18 protein-coding genes and 1 pseudogene are annotated in these 18,204 nt (G+C 62.2%); 14 read left to right on the forward strand and 5 right to left on the reverse strand.

Annotation, left to right across the window (positions count from 1 at the left end):
* Positions 1-3: 3 nt before the first annotated feature.
* The 3 genes from ACZ41T_RS01050 to ACZ41T_RS01060 all read right to left on the reverse strand — a co-directional run bounded on the left by ACZ41T_RS01050 (position 4) and on the right by ACZ41T_RS01060 (position 1,646).
* Positions 4-462, reverse strand: a complete 459-nt coding sequence (locus ACZ41T_RS01050; protein WP_018078964.1) for a (2Fe-2S)-binding protein — start codon at positions 460-462, stop codon at positions 4-6.
* Positions 463-682: 220 nt separating this feature from the next.
* Positions 683-1,162, reverse strand: coding sequence for a MarR family winged helix-turn-helix transcriptional regulator (locus tag ACZ41T_RS01055; RefSeq protein ID WP_018078963.1), 480 nt, complete (start codon positions 1,160-1,162; stop codon positions 683-685).
* 1 nt (position 1,163) lies between these two features.
* Positions 1,164-1,646 carry a glutathione peroxidase gene (locus ACZ41T_RS01060; RefSeq protein ID WP_018078962.1) on the reverse strand — a complete coding sequence of 161 codons (483 nt, stop codon included), beginning with the start codon at positions 1,644-1,646 and terminating at the stop codon, positions 1,164-1,166.
* A gap of 399 nt (positions 1,647-2,045) precedes the next feature.
* On the opposite strand from ACZ41T_RS01060, the pseudogene ACZ41T_RS01065 reads away from it, so the two are divergent.
* The 4 genes and pseudogenes from ACZ41T_RS01065 to ACZ41T_RS01080 all read left to right on the forward strand — a co-directional run.
* Positions 2,046-2,108: pseudogene (locus tag ACZ41T_RS01065) on the forward strand (MarR family transcriptional regulator); the annotation flags it as partial.
* 282 nt (positions 2,109-2,390) lie between these two features.
* Complete coding sequence (locus tag ACZ41T_RS01070) at positions 2,391-3,491, forward strand: alkene reductase (RefSeq protein WP_018078960.1); 1,101 nt, start codon at positions 2,391-2,393, stop codon at positions 3,489-3,491.
* A 12-nt stretch (positions 3,492-3,503) separates the two neighbouring features.
* On the forward strand, positions 3,504-4,112 hold the full coding sequence (gstA, locus tag ACZ41T_RS01075; RefSeq protein WP_018078959.1) for a glutathione transferase GstA: 609 nt from the start codon (positions 3,504-3,506) through the stop codon (positions 4,110-4,112).
* 13 nt (positions 4,113-4,125) lie between these two features.
* Positions 4,126-4,950 (forward strand): DODA-type extradiol aromatic ring-opening family dioxygenase, encoded by an 825-nt coding sequence (locus ACZ41T_RS01080; protein ID WP_018078958.1) that lies wholly within the window; start codon positions 4,126-4,128, stop codon positions 4,948-4,950.
* An 89-nt stretch (positions 4,951-5,039) separates the two neighbouring features.
* Here ACZ41T_RS01080 and ACZ41T_RS01085 read toward each other — a convergent pair whose 3' ends face one another.
* On the reverse strand, positions 5,040-5,774 hold the full coding sequence (locus tag ACZ41T_RS01085) for a DUF3530 family protein (protein WP_018078957.1): 735 nt from the start codon (positions 5,772-5,774) through the stop codon (positions 5,040-5,042).
* A gap of 162 nt (positions 5,775-5,936) precedes the next feature.
* Positions 5,937-6,443: a DUF2934 domain-containing protein gene (locus tag ACZ41T_RS01090; protein ID WP_018078956.1), complete on the reverse strand. Its 507-nt coding sequence runs from the start codon at positions 6,441-6,443 to the stop codon at positions 5,937-5,939.
* A 138-nt stretch (positions 6,444-6,581) separates the two neighbouring features.
* Between ACZ41T_RS01090 and ACZ41T_RS01095 the strand changes: the two genes are divergently transcribed.
* The 10 genes from ACZ41T_RS01095 to ACZ41T_RS01140 all read left to right on the forward strand — a co-directional run bounded on the left by ACZ41T_RS01095 (position 6,582) and on the right by ACZ41T_RS01140 (position 18,184).
* Entirely contained in the window at positions 6,582-7,196 is a 615-nt protein-coding gene (locus ACZ41T_RS01095) for a TetR/AcrR family transcriptional regulator (RefSeq protein WP_018078955.1), read from the forward strand.
* Positions 7,197-7,583: 387 nt separating this feature from the next.
* A complete protein-coding gene (locus ACZ41T_RS01100; protein ID WP_018078954.1) occupies positions 7,584-8,030 on the forward strand; it encodes a DUF883 family protein in 447 nt (148 codons plus the stop codon).
* 210 nt (positions 8,031-8,240) lie between these two features.
* Complete coding sequence (locus ACZ41T_RS01105; protein ID WP_018078953.1) at positions 8,241-8,942, forward strand: DUF6781 family protein; 702 nt, start codon at positions 8,241-8,243, stop codon at positions 8,940-8,942.
* A complete protein-coding gene (locus tag ACZ41T_RS01110) occupies positions 8,942-10,705 on the forward strand; it encodes an ABC1 kinase family protein (RefSeq protein WP_018078952.1) in 1,764 nt (587 codons plus the stop codon). Before ACZ41T_RS01105 ends, ACZ41T_RS01110 begins: the two co-directional genes overlap by 1 nt.
* Positions 10,706-10,710: 5 nt before the next feature.
* A complete protein-coding gene (locus tag ACZ41T_RS01115; RefSeq protein ID WP_018078951.1) occupies positions 10,711-11,703 on the forward strand; it encodes a patatin-like phospholipase family protein in 993 nt (330 codons plus the stop codon).
* A complete protein-coding gene (locus tag ACZ41T_RS01120; protein ID WP_018078950.1) occupies positions 11,700-12,497 on the forward strand; it encodes an isoprenoid biosynthesis enzyme family protein in 798 nt (265 codons plus the stop codon). The genes ACZ41T_RS01115 and ACZ41T_RS01120 overlap by 4 nt, the downstream gene beginning before the upstream one ends.
* A gap of 59 nt (positions 12,498-12,556) precedes the next feature.
* Positions 12,557-12,982 carry an efflux RND transporter periplasmic adaptor subunit gene (locus ACZ41T_RS01125; protein ID WP_464922669.1) on the forward strand — a complete coding sequence of 142 codons (426 nt, stop codon included), beginning with the start codon at positions 12,557-12,559 and terminating at the stop codon, positions 12,980-12,982.
* On the forward strand, positions 12,979-13,596 hold the full coding sequence (locus tag ACZ41T_RS01130; protein WP_464924010.1) for an efflux RND transporter periplasmic adaptor subunit: 618 nt from the start codon (positions 12,979-12,981) through the stop codon (positions 13,594-13,596). Before ACZ41T_RS01125 ends, ACZ41T_RS01130 begins: the two co-directional genes overlap by 4 nt.
* A complete protein-coding gene (locus tag ACZ41T_RS01135) occupies positions 13,593-16,883 on the forward strand; it encodes an efflux RND transporter permease subunit (protein WP_464922670.1) in 3,291 nt (1,096 codons plus the stop codon). Before ACZ41T_RS01130 ends, ACZ41T_RS01135 begins: the two co-directional genes overlap by 4 nt.
* Positions 16,880-18,184, forward strand: coding sequence for a TolC family protein (locus ACZ41T_RS01140; RefSeq protein WP_018078947.1), 1,305 nt, complete (start codon positions 16,880-16,882; stop codon positions 18,182-18,184). The genes ACZ41T_RS01135 and ACZ41T_RS01140 overlap by 4 nt, the downstream gene beginning before the upstream one ends.
* The last annotated feature ends 20 nt before the right edge of the window (positions 18,185-18,204 follow it).

Here is an 18,204-nt window from a genome sequence, read left to right on the forward strand (position 1 = left end):
GGCTCATCCCCTCATCGTTCTGGCAGCTTGATGCACCGCCGCGCGTATGCGCTGATAGGTGGCGCAGCGGCACAGGTTGCCGTCCAGCGCCGTGTCGATGTCGGCATCCGTCGGCTGGGGGTTGCCCGCGAGCAGCGCCGCCGCCGACATGATCTGCCCCGACTGGCAATAGCCGCATTGCGGCACGTCGAGCTTGACCCAGGCATCCTGCAGGGCTTTCACGGCCTTGCCCTGGGCGCCTTCGATGGTGGTGATCTTCTGCCCGGCGGCAGCGGAAACCGGCGTCATGCAGGCGCGAACCGGCGCCCCGTTCAGATGCACGGTGCAGGCGCCGCACTGGGCCATGCCGCAACCGAATTTGGTGCCGGTCAGGCCCAGATTGTCGCGCAGCACCCAGAGCAGCGGTGTGTCCGGTGTGGCATCGACGCTGCGCGGCGTGCCGTTGACGATAATAGGGATCATGCGTATTCCTTCCGTTACAGGTTGTATAGAAGATGGAAAATCGAGGATAGCGAGGCTGACGGGTAGCGCGTTACGTCATGAGTTCAAAATTAGTGAGTTCAAAGTTAGATTCTAGATAATTTGTCAGCGAATCGCCCAAGAGGCCCTGTAATCTGTAATCTGTAATCGCATACTAGGGCGTCCAACTCAGCGTACACTACGTTCTTTTCCGTTGCAGTCATCACGCAAGGTGATCAGAAGCATGCGCCCGAAGATGCCTCAGGAACTCGTCCAGCAACTGCTTTAGTGCGATCGCCTTGTCGGGATCAAAGCCCAGCCTTTTCTGCATCTCGGTTGGTATGCAGGCGCATTTCGATTTCAACGCACGGCCGTGCTCGGTCAAGGCGATCATCACGACACGCTCATCGCCCGAATCGCGTGTGCGGGTGATTACACCCTGCTGTTCGAGGCGCTTGAGCAGCGGCGTCAGCGTGTTCGAGTTAAGCAATGCCCGCTCGCCGATTTCGGTGACCGAACACGGCGTTTTTTCCCACAGGATCATTAGCACGATGTACTGCGGATAAGTCAACCCGTACCGTTCCAGCAACGGTTGATAAATGCGGGTCAGCAGTCGCGAGGCCGCATACAGTGGAAAACACAGTTGCTTGTCGAGATCCAGCAGCGTAGCCGTGTCGGGGGGCGTTGCGAGAGCTACCTTCATGTCATTCTCCGAGGGCTTCACAAATGGCACGCTCCAGTTTTTCCGGTTTCGTTACAGGCGCGAAGCGCTTGAGTGGTGTGCCATCGCGGCCAATCAGAAACTTTGTGAAGTTCCATTTAACCGCCTTGCCGAGCACGCCGGGCAGTTGGTCTAGAAGATAACGGAAGATCGGGTGTGCGCCCGCGCCATTGACATCCACTTTCGCGAACACGGGGAAGGTCACGCCATAATTCTTCTCGCAGAAAGCGCCGATCTCTTCTTTCTTTCCCGGCTCCTGGGCGCCAAACTGGTTGCAGGGAAAGCCGAGCACGACCAGGCCCTTGTCGGCATACTTCTCGTGCAGTTTCTGCAGTCCTTCATACTGCGGCGTCAGGCCGCATTTGCTCGCGGTATTGACGACCAGAACCACCTTCCCGGCGTAGCGCTGCATAGGGATTTCCTCATCTTGCAGGCTCTTCGCTGAGAAACGATGAAACGCGTTCATGGTGAACACTCCTTCTGAAAAAAGACGTGAATCAGACACGCCGCCGACATGCTGGATCAGATCATAACTAGATCGACAGCGATTATTGTCAACATCTGATCGCGCGCTTCTAAGATTCGCAATTCGGGGGTGACGAGCCTATTGATCCGGTCGGATGAAGAAGATGCGGAATCGGAAGTGAACATACGGCCATTGACTATAGTCCTAACCCAAACTATATTGGTTCGCACTAGAACTACATGAAGGCATCCCATGGTCGAAGCCCCGTTTCTGCCGAGCCTGCGTGCGCTGGTACGCTGTTACCAGGCCTTCTCCACCCGTTCGGCGGCGCACCTGCGCACCCTCGGCCTTACGCCGCCCCAATTCGACATCGTCGCCACCCTGGGTAATACGCCTGGTATGACGCCCAAAGAGTTGGGCGAAAAAACTCTGATCACCAAGGGCACGCTGACCGGGGTGGTGGACCGGCTGGAGGAGAAAGGGCTCATCAGGCGCATTCCCAGCGCGCTGGATGGCCGCAGCCAGATCGTGAAAAGGGCGAGCGCCTGTTCGACAAGGTATTCCCGGCGCATGTGGCGTATTTCAGCCGCGCTTTCGCGGATTGGAAAGCGGAAGACTACGCCCGCATCGAAGCCGCCTTGCATGACTTGCGCGCCGTTTTCGAGTCAAGTCGAATCAAGCAATAAACCCCGCCGCCGGGCAGTACACCCGTACCGCCTGTTGCCGTCCAATTGGAGGAAAAATATGAGCCAGACACCCGATTCGAACATCACGCTTTTCTCGTCGATCCAGCTCGGCCCCTACGCGCTGAAAAACCGCATGGTGATGGCGCCGATGACGCGCAACCGCGCCGGCGCAGGCAACGCGCCGCAGCCGCTGAATGTGGAATACTACGTGCAGCGCGCCAGTGCCGGATTGATCATCACCGAAGGTTCGCAGGTCGCAGCGGAAGCGGTGGGTTATCCCGCGACGCCGGGCATCCACAGCGCCGAGCAAGTGGCAGGCTGGAAGAAAATCACCGACGCGGTACATGCCCAGGGCGGCAGGATTTTCCTGCAGTTGTGGCATTGCGGACGCATTTCACACCCATCGCTGCTGCCCGGCGGCATGCTGCCGGTAGCGCCTTCGGCGATCAAGCCGTCCGGCCAGGCGGTCACCCCTGAGGGGATGAAGCCCTTCGAAACGCCGCATACGCTGGCACTCTCGGGAATTCCGGGCATCATCGAGCAATTTCGCAGTGGCGCCAGGAACGCGCTTGATGCCGGTTTCGACGGCGTCGAAATCCACGGCGCCAACGGCTATTTGCCCGACCAGTTTTTGCGCGACGGCTCCAACCAGCGCAGCGACGCCTACGGCGGCTCGATTGCCAACCGCGCGCGCTTGATGCTGGAAGTGGTCGATGCGGTATGCGGCGTGTGGAGCGCGAATCGTGTCGGCATCCGCTTGTCGCCGTTGCAGCCGTTCAACGACATGCGCGATTCCAATCCCGAAGCGACGTTCGCCTACATTGTCGAACAGCTCAACCGCTTTGGGCTGGCTTATCTGCACGTCACCGAAATGGGCAAGGAGTCGCCCGGTGCCGCCGGCCCCGCGTTTGATTTGCAGAAGCTGCGCACAATCTGGCAAGGCGTGTACATGACCAACGGCGGCTATGACCTGGCGCGCGGCAATGCTGCGCTGGCTTTAGGTTTCGCCGACATGATCGCATTCGGCGTGCCGTTTCTGGCCAATCCGGATTTGCCAGCGCGCTACGCCAAATCGGCGCCGCTCAACGAACCCGACCCGGCGACGTTCTACGGCGGCGCCGAGCAGGGCTACACCGACTATCCGTTTCTCTTAGCTTAAGGAGGCAATACCATGAAACTCTATTACAGCCCGGGAGCCTGCTCCCTTTCCCCCCACATCGTGGCGATCGAGACTGGCGCACCCGTGGAACTGGTGCGCGTCGACCTCGGGACCGGCCAAACGGAAAGCGGCCAAGACTACCGCAAGATCAATCCGGACGGCTATGTGCCCGCCCTGGTTCTGGCGGACGGCGATGTGCTCACGGAAGGTCCGGCCATCGTGCAGTATCTGGCGGATCAGGCTGCGGAAAAGGGGCTCGCGCCGCCGCCCGGCAGCCGGGAGCGTTACCACCTCATGCAATGGCTGAACTTCATCTCTACCGAGTTGCATAAAACCTACGCAGCCCTGTTCGATCCGCGCGTCCAACCTGACTGCAAAGCCCTGTTCACGGAACGACTCACTCAGCGTTTCGCCCACGTCGCGGCGGTGCTGGAGACGCAGCCCTACCTCATGGGCGAGCGCTTCACCGTGGCGGACGCCTACCTCTTCACGGTGAGTTCCTGGGCCCCTTATGTCGGCTTCGATCTCTCGCCCTGGCCCGCGCTGACCGCCTATCAGGGCCGCGTGGCAGCGCGACCGGCGGTGCAGCAGGCGCTGGCCGAGGAAGGGCTGCTCAAGTAAACCGGATGGCCGCATGAATTCGGAGATGATCGCGGCTGCGCGCCAGCCCGTGCTGTTCATTCCGCACGGCGGCGGGCCCTGTTTTTTCATGGAATGGACCCTGGGGCCGCCGGATACCTGGGATCGCATGGCGGCCTGGCTGCGCGGCCTCGCCGCCACCCTGCCGAGCCGGCCCACCGCCGTGGTGGTGGTCTCCGCCCATTGGGAAGAAGACGCCTTCGCCGTGACGCGCGCCGCCCATCCGCCGCTGATCTACGACTATTCCGGATTTCCCCAACACACCTATCGCCTCGCCTATCCGGCGCCCGGCGATCCAGCCTTGGCTGACCGGATCATCGCGCTGTTGACCGAGGCCGGTTTGCCTGCCCGCGCCGACGATCGTCGCGGCTTCGATCACGGTGTGTTCGTTCCCTTCAAGCTCATCTTTCCCGATGCCGATGTGCCGATCGTGCAGGTGTCCTTGCATCGAAGCCTGGATCCGGCCCTGCATATCGAGGCGGGTCGCGCACTGGCCCGGTTGCGGCAGGAGGGCGTATTGGTGGTGGGCAGCGGCATGAGCTTTCACAACATGCGCGGCTTCGGCGACCCGCGCTTCGCACCCGTCGCCGACGCGTTCGATGCCTGGCTCGTGGAAGCGCTTGGTCAGGCCGATGCCGACCGCCGACACGAGGCGCTCAAGGCTTGGGGGCAAGCGCCTGCTGCGCGTCTGGCTCATCCGCGCGAGGAGCACCTCCTGCCGCTGATGGTGGCGGCCGGGGTGGGCGAAGCAAGTGCCGGTGTACAGGTTCTAGTGGATCGCCCGATGGGGAATCGTGTCTCGGCCTTCCGCTTTGCCTAGACGGCGATAGCCTGGCCGGAGATGCGTCCGGCTTGCCGCGCGTCAGGACGCGCCCGATAAAAACAAGAGCAGGTCAACGCGAACGTGGTTTACTTCAGACCCAGCCCATCCAGAAAGTCCGTCACCGCCTTCACCATCGCGTCCTCCTTGCCGGCGAAGAAGTGATCCGTGTCCGGCACCACCACCTGCTTTCCGCTCACATTACCCTTGAGCGAGGCGCTCCGCTGCTTCGCGGTGGATAGCACCACCGGCAGGTCATGTGCGCCGTACAGGTCGAGCACCGGCGCCTTGATCCCGGCGTAGGTTTCCGTCCCACCCAAACCCAGAGCGGCCCACGCCTTGATATCGCCGGGGTTCTGCGCCATGAACGCATGGCTCATGCGCGAACCCATGCTGTGCGAGACGATGGCGATATTGCGGTAGCCCTTGCCCTTCAGATGGTTTGTCGCGATTCGCAGGCGTTCGACCGCCTCCGGATAAGTCGGCGGATAGGCTTCGGGCTGGGCATCCACCGCGAGGATGGGCATCTGGATCGAGAGCGTCGTGTAGCCGTGATCGGCCAATTGCTGGCGCAGGGTGCTGATCATCCCCCATTCCGGATGGACGCCGATGCCATGCACCACGATCAAGCCGGTCTTGGCGCCTGCTATTTTAGTATAGATACCCAGAAATTTATGCCCGTTCGCCTGTTCCAGATAGACCGGGTCGCCGACCACGATGCCCGGGGTGATTTCATCCGCCCATTTCTTTTCTCGCGCGTAATCCGAAACCGCAAATGCAGGAATCGATACGACCAGCAAGAGGGACATCAACCATGCACGCATTTCTGCTCCATTCATAATCAGAATAACCGCCCAACACCTGGTCTGCGAGGGATTTGCGCAATACAACGTTCCGGTTACAATGTTCCGGTTTGCGCCAGCCTACCCTACCAAGAATCGATCGCTGGCGCAAGACAGCTGAGTAGCCTGACAACCTAGCTCCTGTCATTTGAGGCGGGCCAGAATATTGTCGATCGCCTTGCGCATTTCGTCCCAGGTCTTTTCCGCGCCCTCCTTCATATCTTCCCAGGCGCTATCGCCGCGCTGGCGTAACTCATGCAGCTTGTCCTGGGCCGCTGCACGCTTCGCCCGAAGGGCTTCCACCTGCGCCTCGATGTCATGGCGTAGATCGGCCTTTGCCTCCTTCGCCACCTTCATCAGGCTGTCGAGCTTTTTATCCCACTCGTCGAGCTGCATTTCGAGCTTTTCCTCGAACGCTTCCTTCACAGTCTTTTTTTCATCAGGCTCGCCAGAGCTTCGCAACAGAGCTTCGGTTTCAGCTTCAGCGTCCAGCCAGTCTGCCACCGGATCGCCGCCGTCGAATCCTCTTCGCTCGGCACGGTAATAGGCGGCTTCTGCAATCATGCAATGGCGTTGTTCTGGGGCATGTGCATGGTTGCCCTCCACGCGCGTCTCGTCAACAGAAACCGACTTATTGTCTTGCTCGTTCATGGTGCATCTCCTATCTAGTGATTCGTAAAATGCGGCGCAGTAAACCGCTCTTTGGTTGGCGATTCGAGTTGCAGGATCAAGAGAATTTGTATTAAATGAACGTTCATTAATCAACGTTTAGAATATAGGCAATATTCAATGGCGAAGCAAACTTTCAAGAATACGCGTGAAGAGATACTCGGGCTGTCGGTTCCGCTCTTCGCAACGACCGGATTTGACGGGGTTTCGATGCGTGATATTGCGGCTGCCGTGGGCGTGACGCCTGCCGCGCTCTACCATCACTTTTCAGACAAGGAGCAGCTCTATCTGGATGCGGTTGGACATGCATTCGAAGAAAAAGTGGGACCTTTGAAGTCCCTTCTCGACGGCGGAGGAAAACCCTGGGATCGGCTCGAAACATTCGTCGTCATGTTCACGCGCACGCTCTCCAAGGAGAAAGACTTTAGACGCCTGATGCAGTGGGTGCTGCTGGACAGCGATGAGCGGCGGCTACAAAGCCTGGTGGACTGTGTCTTTCGAGACCTGTTCACCGCACTGCGCAATCTTGCCGGTGAACTCGCCCCGAGCCATGACGCCCACCTGCTTGCCGTTTCGATAATTGGTCTGGTGATCTATCCCTTTGAAACCCAGTCGGTGCGACGTTTCCTGCCGGGCTACCAGCGCCAGCACGAAGACCCCGAGGTCATTGCGCGGCATGTCATTGACTTGCTACGCAACGGCCTTGGCGGAAGCAACGAGGAAAAATCTCAATAACACCCTGTCCAGGGCAAACGTGCGGCGCAGACGTAGCCACCAGGGAAGCCGCACAGAAAGCCGGGGAAGCCGCCAAAAAGACGGCCAAATCTGGCAAGGAGGCTGCGCAGAAAGCGGCCGAAGCCACGCGGGACGCCGCACAGAAAGCCATGGAAGCCACCCGGGAGGCTGCCGACAAGGCGCTTGAGGCAACCAAGGAAACGGCTCGGAACGTCAAAGATGCCGTGACGAAGTAATCCTTGGTGGGCAGGCTGCCTGCTTCAACGCGGTGTCGGAAAGAGGGGATCGATAGGCCGGCTCCGTGGCTGCATGTCTTTGCCAGTCCGATAAATTTTCACAGCATTGCGCTTTCATTTTTTATTTTTATCACTGATCGAGAGGTATGCCATGTCTGAATCCAACACACCCAGTTCCACGACCAAAGACAAACTGATCGCCGACATAAAGCAGATTGTCGCCGATGCCGATGCGCTCTTGCAGGCTACTACCGATCAAGCCAGCGAGAAGGTCGCGGGCTTGCGCATCGGCCTTCGGAAAAACCTGAAGACGGCCCAAGGCCGACTTGCCGAGTTCGAGGCCACCGCCGTCGACAAAACCACGGAAGCCATCCGGGAGGCACTGCAAAAAATCTCGGAAGCGGCCAATCAAGCGACTGTAGCCACCATGGAAGCGGCGCAGAAGGCCGAGGAAGCGGCCAAAAAAGCGGCGGGGTCCGGTAAAGATGCGGCACAGCACGCCGCAGAAGCCGCCAGGGATGCAGCCCAGAAAGCAGTTGCCGCCACCAGGGAGGCCGCCAGCAAGGCACTGGATGCGATGCAGGATTGGATGCGGTGACGGAAATGGCCCGGAAGACCAAAGACACCATCAACAAGTAGTTCTTGGCACGCACGACCTGGTCGCATCGGCGGACGGGTCGTGGAAGGCCCGCGCTAGGCGACGATGAGGTAACAACTATCGCAGCCATCAGGGCTGCCGATATTTTTTATGCGCGGCACCGCCATGACACCCGGTTGTTCAGGTCATCACTTCAGGAGGATCACCATCATGCAAAACGAAACAGGCAACAATATTGGCGGCAGTGACGATACCGGCACGCTCGAAGCTGAAGTGCGTAGCGCCGTCGAGCAGGGTCACGATGTGCAGGAAATGGTGCGGCAGCTCACCTTGCGCAGGATCAGCGCGCGCTCGCTCGATATCGAATCCCTGCGGCAGATCACGCGTGCCGTGCTGAGCGGCGCGCGGGCAGGCGCGCAAAAGGAATTGCAGCAGTCAGCGGCACAAACCGACATCACGCGGAAACGTCTCAAACAGGCCGTCGCGGGGCTGGACACGGCGCTGGCGCAGTTTTCCGAAGCTTCTAAACTGGCGCTGGAGGAAGCGGCGGGCCGGGCGCAGACATTTTCCAGCGATGACCTCGCCCGCGCGCGCAGCGACCTGGAAAGCCTGGAGGCGATGTTCCTGGAAACCCTGCAAAGCGCGGCTTCTGCCACCCAGGACGTAGCGGGAGAAATTCTCCACGACCTGGCTGCGCACGCTCGCGTCCATGGTTCCGCCGTCGGCGCGCAGTTGAAGGAAACCCTGGTCGTCATGACGCACCAGCTCGGCGCGACGGGACGCACTCAGATTGGGGCCGGCCTGCATCTGGCACAAGCCACTTCTGTCCTGTTGCGTCAAATTGCTGCCGGCATGCTCACCGGCCTGGCCGATCACGTCAAACCCGGCCATCCTCAAGGCAAGGAAGACTGATGCTGTGGCAGGCACTAACGGCGGTGCGCGACATCGGCCGCCTGCACGACATCGCCTCGATCCTGATCCGCTACGGCTTTGGCGACATGGTGCGCCGGATGGGGCTGGCGAATGCCCTGGAACGGGCCGGACGGGCATTGCACTGGAACGAAGCGGAGGAACTGGCTCACCTCGAACCTCCCGCCCGGGTGCGGCGGGCGCTGGAGGAGATGGGACCGACCTTCGTCAAGCTCGGTCAGGTGCTCGCCACCCGCGTCGACCTGTTCGACCCGGAATGGATCGCCGAATTCGGCAAGCTGCAGGACAGCGCCCCCGCCGCGCCCTGGGCCGATATCCGTCAGCAGCTCACCGAAGACCTGGGCGCGCCGCCCGAGGAGGTATTCGCTACCTTCGACCCCGAGCCGCTGGCGGCTGCCTCCATCGCGCAGGTGTACCGCGCCCGCCTCGAAGATGGCAGCGAGGTGGTGGTCAAGGTGCGCCGTCCCGGCATCCGCCCGATCATCGAAGCCGACCTGCGCTGGCTCTCGAGGCTGGCAGCGATTACCGAGACGGAAAGCCCGGAACTGCGCAGTTTCCACCCGCAGGAAGTGGTGCGCCAGTTTACCCAGTCGCTGCGGCGCGAACTCGATTTTGCCGGCGAATGTCGCAATGCCGAGCGCATCGCGGAAAATTTCGCCGGCTATTCCGACATGGATGTACCTTCCGCCGAAGCCTCGGCCGCAATGGCAGAAACGGCGCCTGAACCGCAACCTGCGCTTCCGGTCATCCTTATCCCCCGCGTCCACTGGCATTGGACCGGCGAGCGGGTGTGCGTGCAGGAATTCATCGACGGCATTTCCGGACGCAAGCTTAAGGCCGTCGATCAGGCTGGCCTCGACCGCAAGATCCTCGCCCGGCGCGGGGCTCACGCGGTGTTGAAGATGATCGTGGAGGACGGCTTCTTCCACGCCGACCCGCACCCCGGCAACGTGTTCTATCTGCCTGGCAACCGCATCGCCTTCATCGATTTCGGCATGATTGGGCGACTCACCGAAGAGCGCCGCGACCAGTTGATCCGTCTGCTGTTGGGGCTGGTGCAGCACGAGCCACAGCGTGTCGCCGACGTGATGCTCGATTGGACGGGCGACGGCGCGGTGGACGAGGCGGGCTTGATGCTGGAAATCCAGACCTTCGTCGATCAATACCACGGGGTGGCGCTCAAGCAGCTGCGCCTCGGCGCAATGCTGTCCGACCTGATGGCGATCGTGCGCCAACACCAGTTGGCACTTCCGGCCGACCTGTCGCTGCTGATCAAGGCTTTCATCTCGCTCGAAGGTATGGGCCGCGAACTCGACCCCGACTTCGACATGGCCGGCGATGCAATGCCTTTGCTGGAGCAGGCGCTGCGCGCACGGTATACGCCAGCCGCACTCATCAAACGCGGCTGGCAGGCGGCCGGTGAGGCGCTGGCGCTTATCGCCGACTTGCCCCACGACCTCTCCCAGCTACTGCGTGCCGCCCGGCGCGGCCGGCTGGAAATCCGCATCGATGTCACGCACTTGAAGCGCGTCGGCAATCAGCTCGACAGCGCCGCCAACCGGCTAGTGGTCGGCATCGTCGTCGCCGCCCTCATCATCGGATCCTCCATCGTCATGACCGTCCCCGGCGGCCCCAGCCTGCTGGGGCTGCCCTTCTTCGGCCTGCTCGGTTTCCTCAGCGCGGCGGCCGGCGGCATGTGGCTGCTGTTGTCGATCTGGAAGAGCAGCAGAGCGGACCGGGAGTGACCGCGATGACGAGAAAGCACATCGACAGCAACCCCGATCGCCGTCCCAGAGTCGGCCTGGTGCTGGGCAGCGGCTCGGCGCGCGGCTTGGCGCACCTGGGCGTGATCCGGGCGATCGAGGACGCCGGCATCGAGGTGGACTTCATCGCCGGCACCAGCATGGGGGCGCTGATCGGGGCGATCCATGCCGCCGGCAAGCTGAATGAACTGGAAGCCACGTTTCAGGCGTTCGATTGGAAAAAGACGCTTTCTTTCTTCGACGTCGTACTGCCCAAGTCCGGCTTGCTCGACGGCGCCAGGGTCAGCGAACTGGTGCGTGCGCATGTTCATGCCGACGCTATCGAATCGCTACCGAAGCCCTTTGCAACCGTGGCAACCGACATCGTCAGCGGCGAGGAGGTCGTCATCCGGTCAGGCGACGTGATCGAAGCAGTGCGCGCCAGCATCTCGGTGCCCGGCATCTTTACGCCGGTGCGCAGCAACGGACGGATTCTGGTGGACGGCGGACTCACCAACCCGGTACCGGTGAGCGCCGTACGCGCCATGGGCGCCGAGTTCGTGATCGCGGTCGATCTCAACCACCAGATCGTCGCCGGGAAGAACCTGAAGCCGCTGCTGAACACAGGCAAAGCGAACAGCGAAGGCGACAATCCAGCGGGTGTGTTCTCGCGCTGGGTCGACGACTATCGCCTGTCGATGAAAGACATCAAGCAGAAGCTGCTCGCCGGAAATAATCCGGTCTCGGCGCAGTTTTCGCGCTGGGCCTCGACCGAAGAGCCGCTGCCCAGCATTTTCGAAGTGCTGCTCGCCTCGATCAACATCATGGAAACCCGCATTACCCAATCCCGTCTGGGTCTCGATCAGCCGGATGTGATCATCCAGCCGCCGCTGGGGCACATCCGTTTCCTGGAATTCGACCGCGCCGAAGAAATCATCGAAATCGGCTACTGCAGCGCAGCCGAACAACTGGCCCATTGGCCAATAACGAAAAGCCCATGAATGATGACCATCCCATGAACTTCCCCGAGACCGTGATCGCCGGCGTCCACACCGCCGTAGCGAGTGCCTTGCCCTGTGAGGCGTTACCGGTTCGCAATGCCTTGTTCCTGTTGCTATCTGGCCAAAATATTCCGATCAGGGCGCTGGTGACCTGCAGCCTCTATCCAGAGCAGTCGGGCATCGACGCCGGTACGGCTTTGGACCTCATCCACATCGGCCTGCAGCAATTGCATTCACGCGTTGACGCGACAACCGGCGCGTCCGCGCTACTCGGTACCGGCGCGACCGTTTTGGCGGGTGACTACTTGACCACCGGGGCCTTTCGCTTGCTGGTCCGCTGCACTGACAGGCAAGTTCTGGCCCTGGTTTCCGATGCGGTCAACCGGGCTTCGGAGCTGGAGGCAGCCAGTCTGGGACTGGATCAACGTTCGCCATACGACCCGTCGCGGTTGAGGCTACTGGCTGCGCCGCTAGGTGAGGCGGCCGGCACCACGGGCGCCACCCTCGCGGGCTATCCAGAGCTTCTTGTCGGCACGGCCCGGCGTTACGCCGAATATCTCGTTTCAAGCTACGTTTTGCGTCAAGAAGCCGATGACATGGCACCCTCCCAGGCGCGCACGGCCCTCCATGGCGCCGCGCTCGATCTGTGCCTCCTGGCGACGGAGGAAGCGTGGGCCATCATGACGGCCACGGGGAACGGGCGTCCGCTCGAACTGGCTGAACTGATCGCGGCAAGAATCGGCGCGAAGGCATCTAAATGCAATCCAAAAATCTGTACATCGACATCATCATGAAAGTCCCTCTCGTGGAAAAAAATAGAAAACTTCTACTTACCTTCCTAGCGCCACTTGCATTGTCCGCGCTCCTGAGCGCCTGCGGCAAAGCGCCGGAGGCACAGCCCCAGCCCGCCCCAAAAAGTTGGGACCTCGCCGTAGTCAAAGTGGCTACGGCCGGACTCCCGATCGACTATACGACCGTCGGTTCCGTAGTGTCCGACCAGCGCATCGAGGTGACTTCCAGGATGAGTGGCTACATCCACGAGTTGCTGGTGCGCGAGGGCGACCGGGTGCGGCGCGGACAGATTATCGCCAGGCTTGACGGCGCCGACGTCGAAGGCTCGATCCGCCAGAGCCGGGCGGGCGTCGGTGCGGCAAGTTCGGCGCTAGCCGATGCCCAGATCGATTTCGAGCGCTTCCAGCGCCTGTATGAGCGTGCCAGCGTTTCCGAGAATGAGTGGCGCAAAGTCCGCCTCAAGCGTGACGCGCCAGGGAGTCGCTGAATCAGGCGCAAGCCGCGCAGGACACGGCGAATGCGCAGCGCGCCTACGTCGACATCAGGAGCCCCGACGATGGTGTCGTGGTGGCACGCCTGAAGCAGGCCGGGGATCTCGCTGCACCGGGCGCACCGATGCTCACGCTGGAGGTCGGGCGCGCGTTGCTGTTCGAAACTTCCGTCAGCGAAGCCCATGTGGCCGCCATTGCCGTGGGGAGTCGGGCGCGCGTCAAGATCGATGCCCTGACCCAGGTTTTCGAAGGCACCGTCAGCCGTGTCGTGCCGTCGGGCGATCCGGTCACCCGCAGCTATCTGGTCAAGGTCGCGCTGCCCGAAACGGCGGGCCTGATGCCGGGCATGTTCGGGCGCGCCAGCTTTGCCGTCGGAGATAGCCCATCGCTGCTGGTTCCGGCGCAGGCGCTGGTGGAACGGGGCGGGCTGCGCGGCGTGTTCCTGGTGGACGAAGCAGGCCTGGCGCGCTTCCGCTGGTTGCGCACGGGGCGCGAGTGGCCTGACCGCATCGAGGTCACGGCTGGCCTTGCGGCTGGCGAGCGCATCGTGGCGGCAGTCGATCCCGGCTTGCGCGAGGGCGACCGCATCGCCGGAGAGGTTCGTCCATGAGCAAACTCAAACTCAACAGTGCCGGGCGCTTGGCTGAAGCCTTCGTCACCTCCAGGCTGACGGTGCTGTTCATGCTGGCCTGCACCTTGCTGGGCGCGCTCGCCATCACCCTCACCCCGCGCGAGGAAAACCCGCAAATCATCGTCCCCGGCGCGCAGGTGCGGGTGTTCCTTCCCGGTGCTTCCGCCGCAGAGGTGGAGCAGTTGGTGATCAGGCCTTTGGAGGGCATCGTCAAGCAGATTCCCGGTGTCGACCATACCTTCGCCACAGCGATGAACTCTGTCGGCATCCTCGCCGTGCAGTTCAAGGTGGGGCAGGACAAGGAAAAATCCCTGGTCAAGCTCTACGACCGGATCCTCGGTCAGCGCGACCGCCTGCCCGCCGATGCCGGTGCCCCGCTCATCGTCAGCGTGGACGTGGACGACGTGCCAATCGTGACCGTTACCCTGGCCTCGCAGACGTATGACGATTACGCCTTGAAGCGGCTGGCCGATCGCTTGCTTGACGGCTTGCGCAGCCTGGAATCCGTTTCTGCCTCCTACGTAAAAGGCGGGCGCGACCGGGAAGTGCGCGTGGAACTGGAGCCGGATAGTTTGCAGGCGTTCGCCGTGACGGTCGATCAGATTCGCGGCGTCCTCGCCGCCGCCAATGTCTCGGCACCTTTGGGCAGCGTGGTGCAACAGGGGCAAAACCGGAGTGTGTTCCTGGACGGGTTTCTCACCTCGGCGGACGACCTGAAACGGGTGATTGTCGGCAGCCACGCCGGTCGCCCGATTTATCTCGGTGACGTGGCGACGATCATCGATGGCCCGCCCGAGGAGCGAACCAGGCTGTCGCGCTTTGCCTTCGGCCCCGCAGATCCGCGTTTCGGCAAGGGCCTGGATCCGGAAATTCCGGCGGTCGCCCTAGCGGTCGCCAAAAAACCCGGCACCAATGCGGTTGTTGTCGCCGACGAGGTGCTCGCTCGCATTGAGCGGATGAAACAGCAGTTCATCCCCGCCGGGGTGGAACTCGTCGTCACCCGCAACGACGGCCAAAAGGCCGACGCCGCCGTGAATGTGCTGATCGAGCATCTGGGCATCGCGGTGTTCTCGGTGTTCCTGGTGATGGTCTTCTTTCTCGGCCTGAAAGAGGCGTTGATCGTGGGCCTGAGCGTGCCCCTGATCCTGGGGCTGACCCTGGGTGCGAACTACCTGTTCGGCCCCACCATCAACCGCGTGACCCTGTTCGCCCTGATCCTGTCTCTCGGCCTGCTGGTGGATGCGGCCATCGTGGTCATCGAAAACATCCACCGCCATTACGCCCGCCTGGGCCGGCGCGACAAGCGCGCGGTCACGGTGCAGGCCACCAATGAAATCGGCAGCCCCACCAATCTGGCAACCATCGCCGTGATGCTGGTGTTCGTTTCGCTCCTGATGGTGACCGGCATGGCGGGGCAATATTTTTACCCGGTCGCCTTCACCGTGCCGATTGCCATGCTCGCCTCGCTGCTGGTGGCCTACACCGTCACCCCCTGGGCGGCCAACCGCTGGCTCAAACCCGGCGAGGGGCATGACCTTGAAGACCACAATCCCAAGGATCGGCTGCACCGTTTCTACCATGCCTTGATGGCGCCCATGATCGATCGCCCCCGGTTGCGCCGGGGCGTCCTGCTGGGCGTGGTCGCCGTTATTCTTCTTTCCCTGCTGCAACCCGCGTGGCAGTTCGTGCGGCCCGGTGGAATAAGCGGGGCGCAATCCTGGCTTGGCGTCGAGATGGCCATGCTGCCAAAGGACAACAAGAATACCTTCAATATCACTCTCGACATGCCCGAGTCCACCCCGTTGGAAACCACCGACAGGGCGCTGCGCGAGATCGGCGCCGTGTTGCGGGAGAACGCGCTGATCCTCAATTACCAGAGCTGGATCGGCGAGGCCGGGGTGATCGATTTCAACGGGCTGTTGCGCGGCGCCGGCAACAAGGCGGGGCCAAACGTAGCGGAGATCCGGGTCAACCTGATCGACAAGGCGCAGCGCAGCAAGACTTCGATCGAGATGGTGCGCGAACTGCGCCAGCGCCTGATGGCGATCCAGTCGCGTTATCCCGGCAGCGTCATCCAGCTGCTCGAGGATTCCCCTGGACCACCGGTACGCGCCACAGTCATGGCCGAAATCTACGGGCCGGAGCTGGGGCAACTCAGGGCAATCGGCAAGCAGGTCAAGGATGCTTTCAAGCACACCTACGACATGGTCGAAGTGAACGATTCCGAACCGGATGACGTGCAGGAGTACCGGCTGGTGGTGGATCGGGAAAAGGCGGCCCTGTCCGGCGTGACCACGGGCGAGGTGGCCATCGCCTTGCGCCGCCTGCTGGACGGCGAGGAACTCGGGCGCGTACATATTGCAGGGGAAAAGAACGCTGTCCCCATCCGCCTGCAAATCCCGCGCCGCCACCAGATCGACCCGGCGCTGCTGTCGCGGGTCTACCTGACCAGCCGGGAGGGAAAAAGCGTGCCGTTATCCGGGCTGGTCCGCATCGAATCGGCCTGGGCCGACCGACCCATCCAGCACAAGGACGGCGAGCGGGTCGTGTTCATCGGCGGCGAGCTTGGCCACACCGCCCCGGTATACGCCGTGCTCGACCTGGACCAGCGGCTGGACGGGATGCCCCTGGCGAACGGCGAGCGCCTCGGCACCGCCAATCTGCGCCTCAATCCCGCGATACCGGACACCATCGACGGCTACCGTCTGCTGTGGGATGGCGAGATACGGATGACGCTGGACACCTACCGCGACATGCTCGGTGCGCTGGGGATCGCCCTTACCTTCATTTATCTGGTGCTGGTGGCCTACTACCAGTCCTTCGCCATTCCGCTGGTCGCCATGGCCGCGATTCCCCTGGGGCTGGCGGGTGTTTTTCCGGGGCACTGGCTGATGGGGCAACCCTTCACCGCCACCTCCATGATCGGAGTCATCGCGCTGGCCGGTGTGGTGGTGCGCAATTCCCTGCTCATTATCGATTTTGTGCTGGATTATCGGCGCCAGGGCATGGACTTGCGGGAAGCCATTCTGGAGGCAGGGGCGGTGCGTCTGCGGCCGATCCTCCTGACCGCATTGGCCATCATCCTCGGCAGCATGGTCATGCTCAGCGACGCCGTGTTCGGCGGGCTGGCGATCTCGCTGATTTTCGGCACCCTGGCCGCCACGGTGTTGACGCTGATCGTGGTACCAATTCTGTTCTATTTACTGCTCGAACGCCGCTCGCCCGGAGGCCATGCGGCAGAAACACTCAAAGAGGAAAATTCATGATGTCAACGACAACCGCAGCCATTCGCCTAGGGCAATTACGGCATGCGCTTCTAGTCGGCTGCCTGCTTTCCGGCAGTGCCGGCGCCGAGACGCTGCAACAGGCCTGGGAGGCCGCTCTGACGGCTGATCGCGGCCTGCGGGCGGCGCAGCAAAACACCGCCGCCGCTGCCAGCCTGGTACAGGCCGCCGAGGCCGCCCGTCTTCCCGGCGTGTCGCTGGAGGCGGGATATACCGCACTCGACAATGCGCCGACCTCACGCGTCGAGCTGGGCGGCGCCTCCCAGCAGTTTGCCGTGGCGCAGCGGGAAAGTTACGCCTACCGGGCCATGGCGACGCTGCCTTTGTACACCGGCGGCCGTATTACAAGCGGTATCGAGGCGTCGAAGGCGAGTCTGAATGCGGCCCGCTACGGCGAGGCGGGCGAGATGCAGGAACTCAAGCTGCGCGTCGCCGAGGCCTTTACCACCGTGCTGCGCACCACGCAGGGGCTGGCGGTGGCCAACAGCCATGTCGCCAGCCTGCAGGCCCACGCCACCGATGTGCAGAACCTGTTCGAGCAGGGTGTGGTGGCCCGCAACGACCTGCTGGCCGCACAGGTCGCCCTGGCTGACGCTCGACAGCAGGCGATCCGGGCGGCGAACGCCGTGGATATTACCCGCGCCGCTTACAACCGCCTGCTCGGGCGGCCGCTGGATCAAGGGGTTACGCTGGACGAGATCGCCCCTCAAACGGCGAATGATCCTCTGCCCGCCGTGACGGAACGGGCGCTCAGGCAACGGCCGGAACTCGGTGCATTGGCTGATCAAATCCGCGCCTTGCGCCACCAGGCAACCGCCGTGCGCGCTGAAACCGCGCCGCAGGTCGCGCTGAGCGGCGGTTATGGTTATCAGGAGAACCGTTATCAGGTTTATCCGGGGCAGTGGTCAGCCACCCTGGGGGCGCGCTGGAACCTGTTCGACGGCGGCATGGCGAATCACCGCGCGGATGCCGTCAATCGCCAGGAGGCGGCGCTGCAGGAGCGGCGCGACGATTTTGCTACCGTCATCGAGCTGCAGGTGCGCCAGGCCTGGCTGGATATCCAGGAAACCCGCAAGCGTGTCGAAGTCACCCAAAGCGCGATTGCGCAGGCGGAGGAAAACCTCAGGGTCAATCGGGATCGTTATGCCAACGGACTCGCCACCAACACCGAGGTGCTCACGGCGGAGACGCTACGCCTGGTCAGCCAGAACAACCACGTCAATGCACTCTACGACGCCGTACTGGCCGGACTGCGGCTGAAACGCGCGGCGGGCGAAATATGAGAATGTGAAAAGGAAACCGA

The organism is Thiobacillus thiophilus (assembly GCF_055378705.1).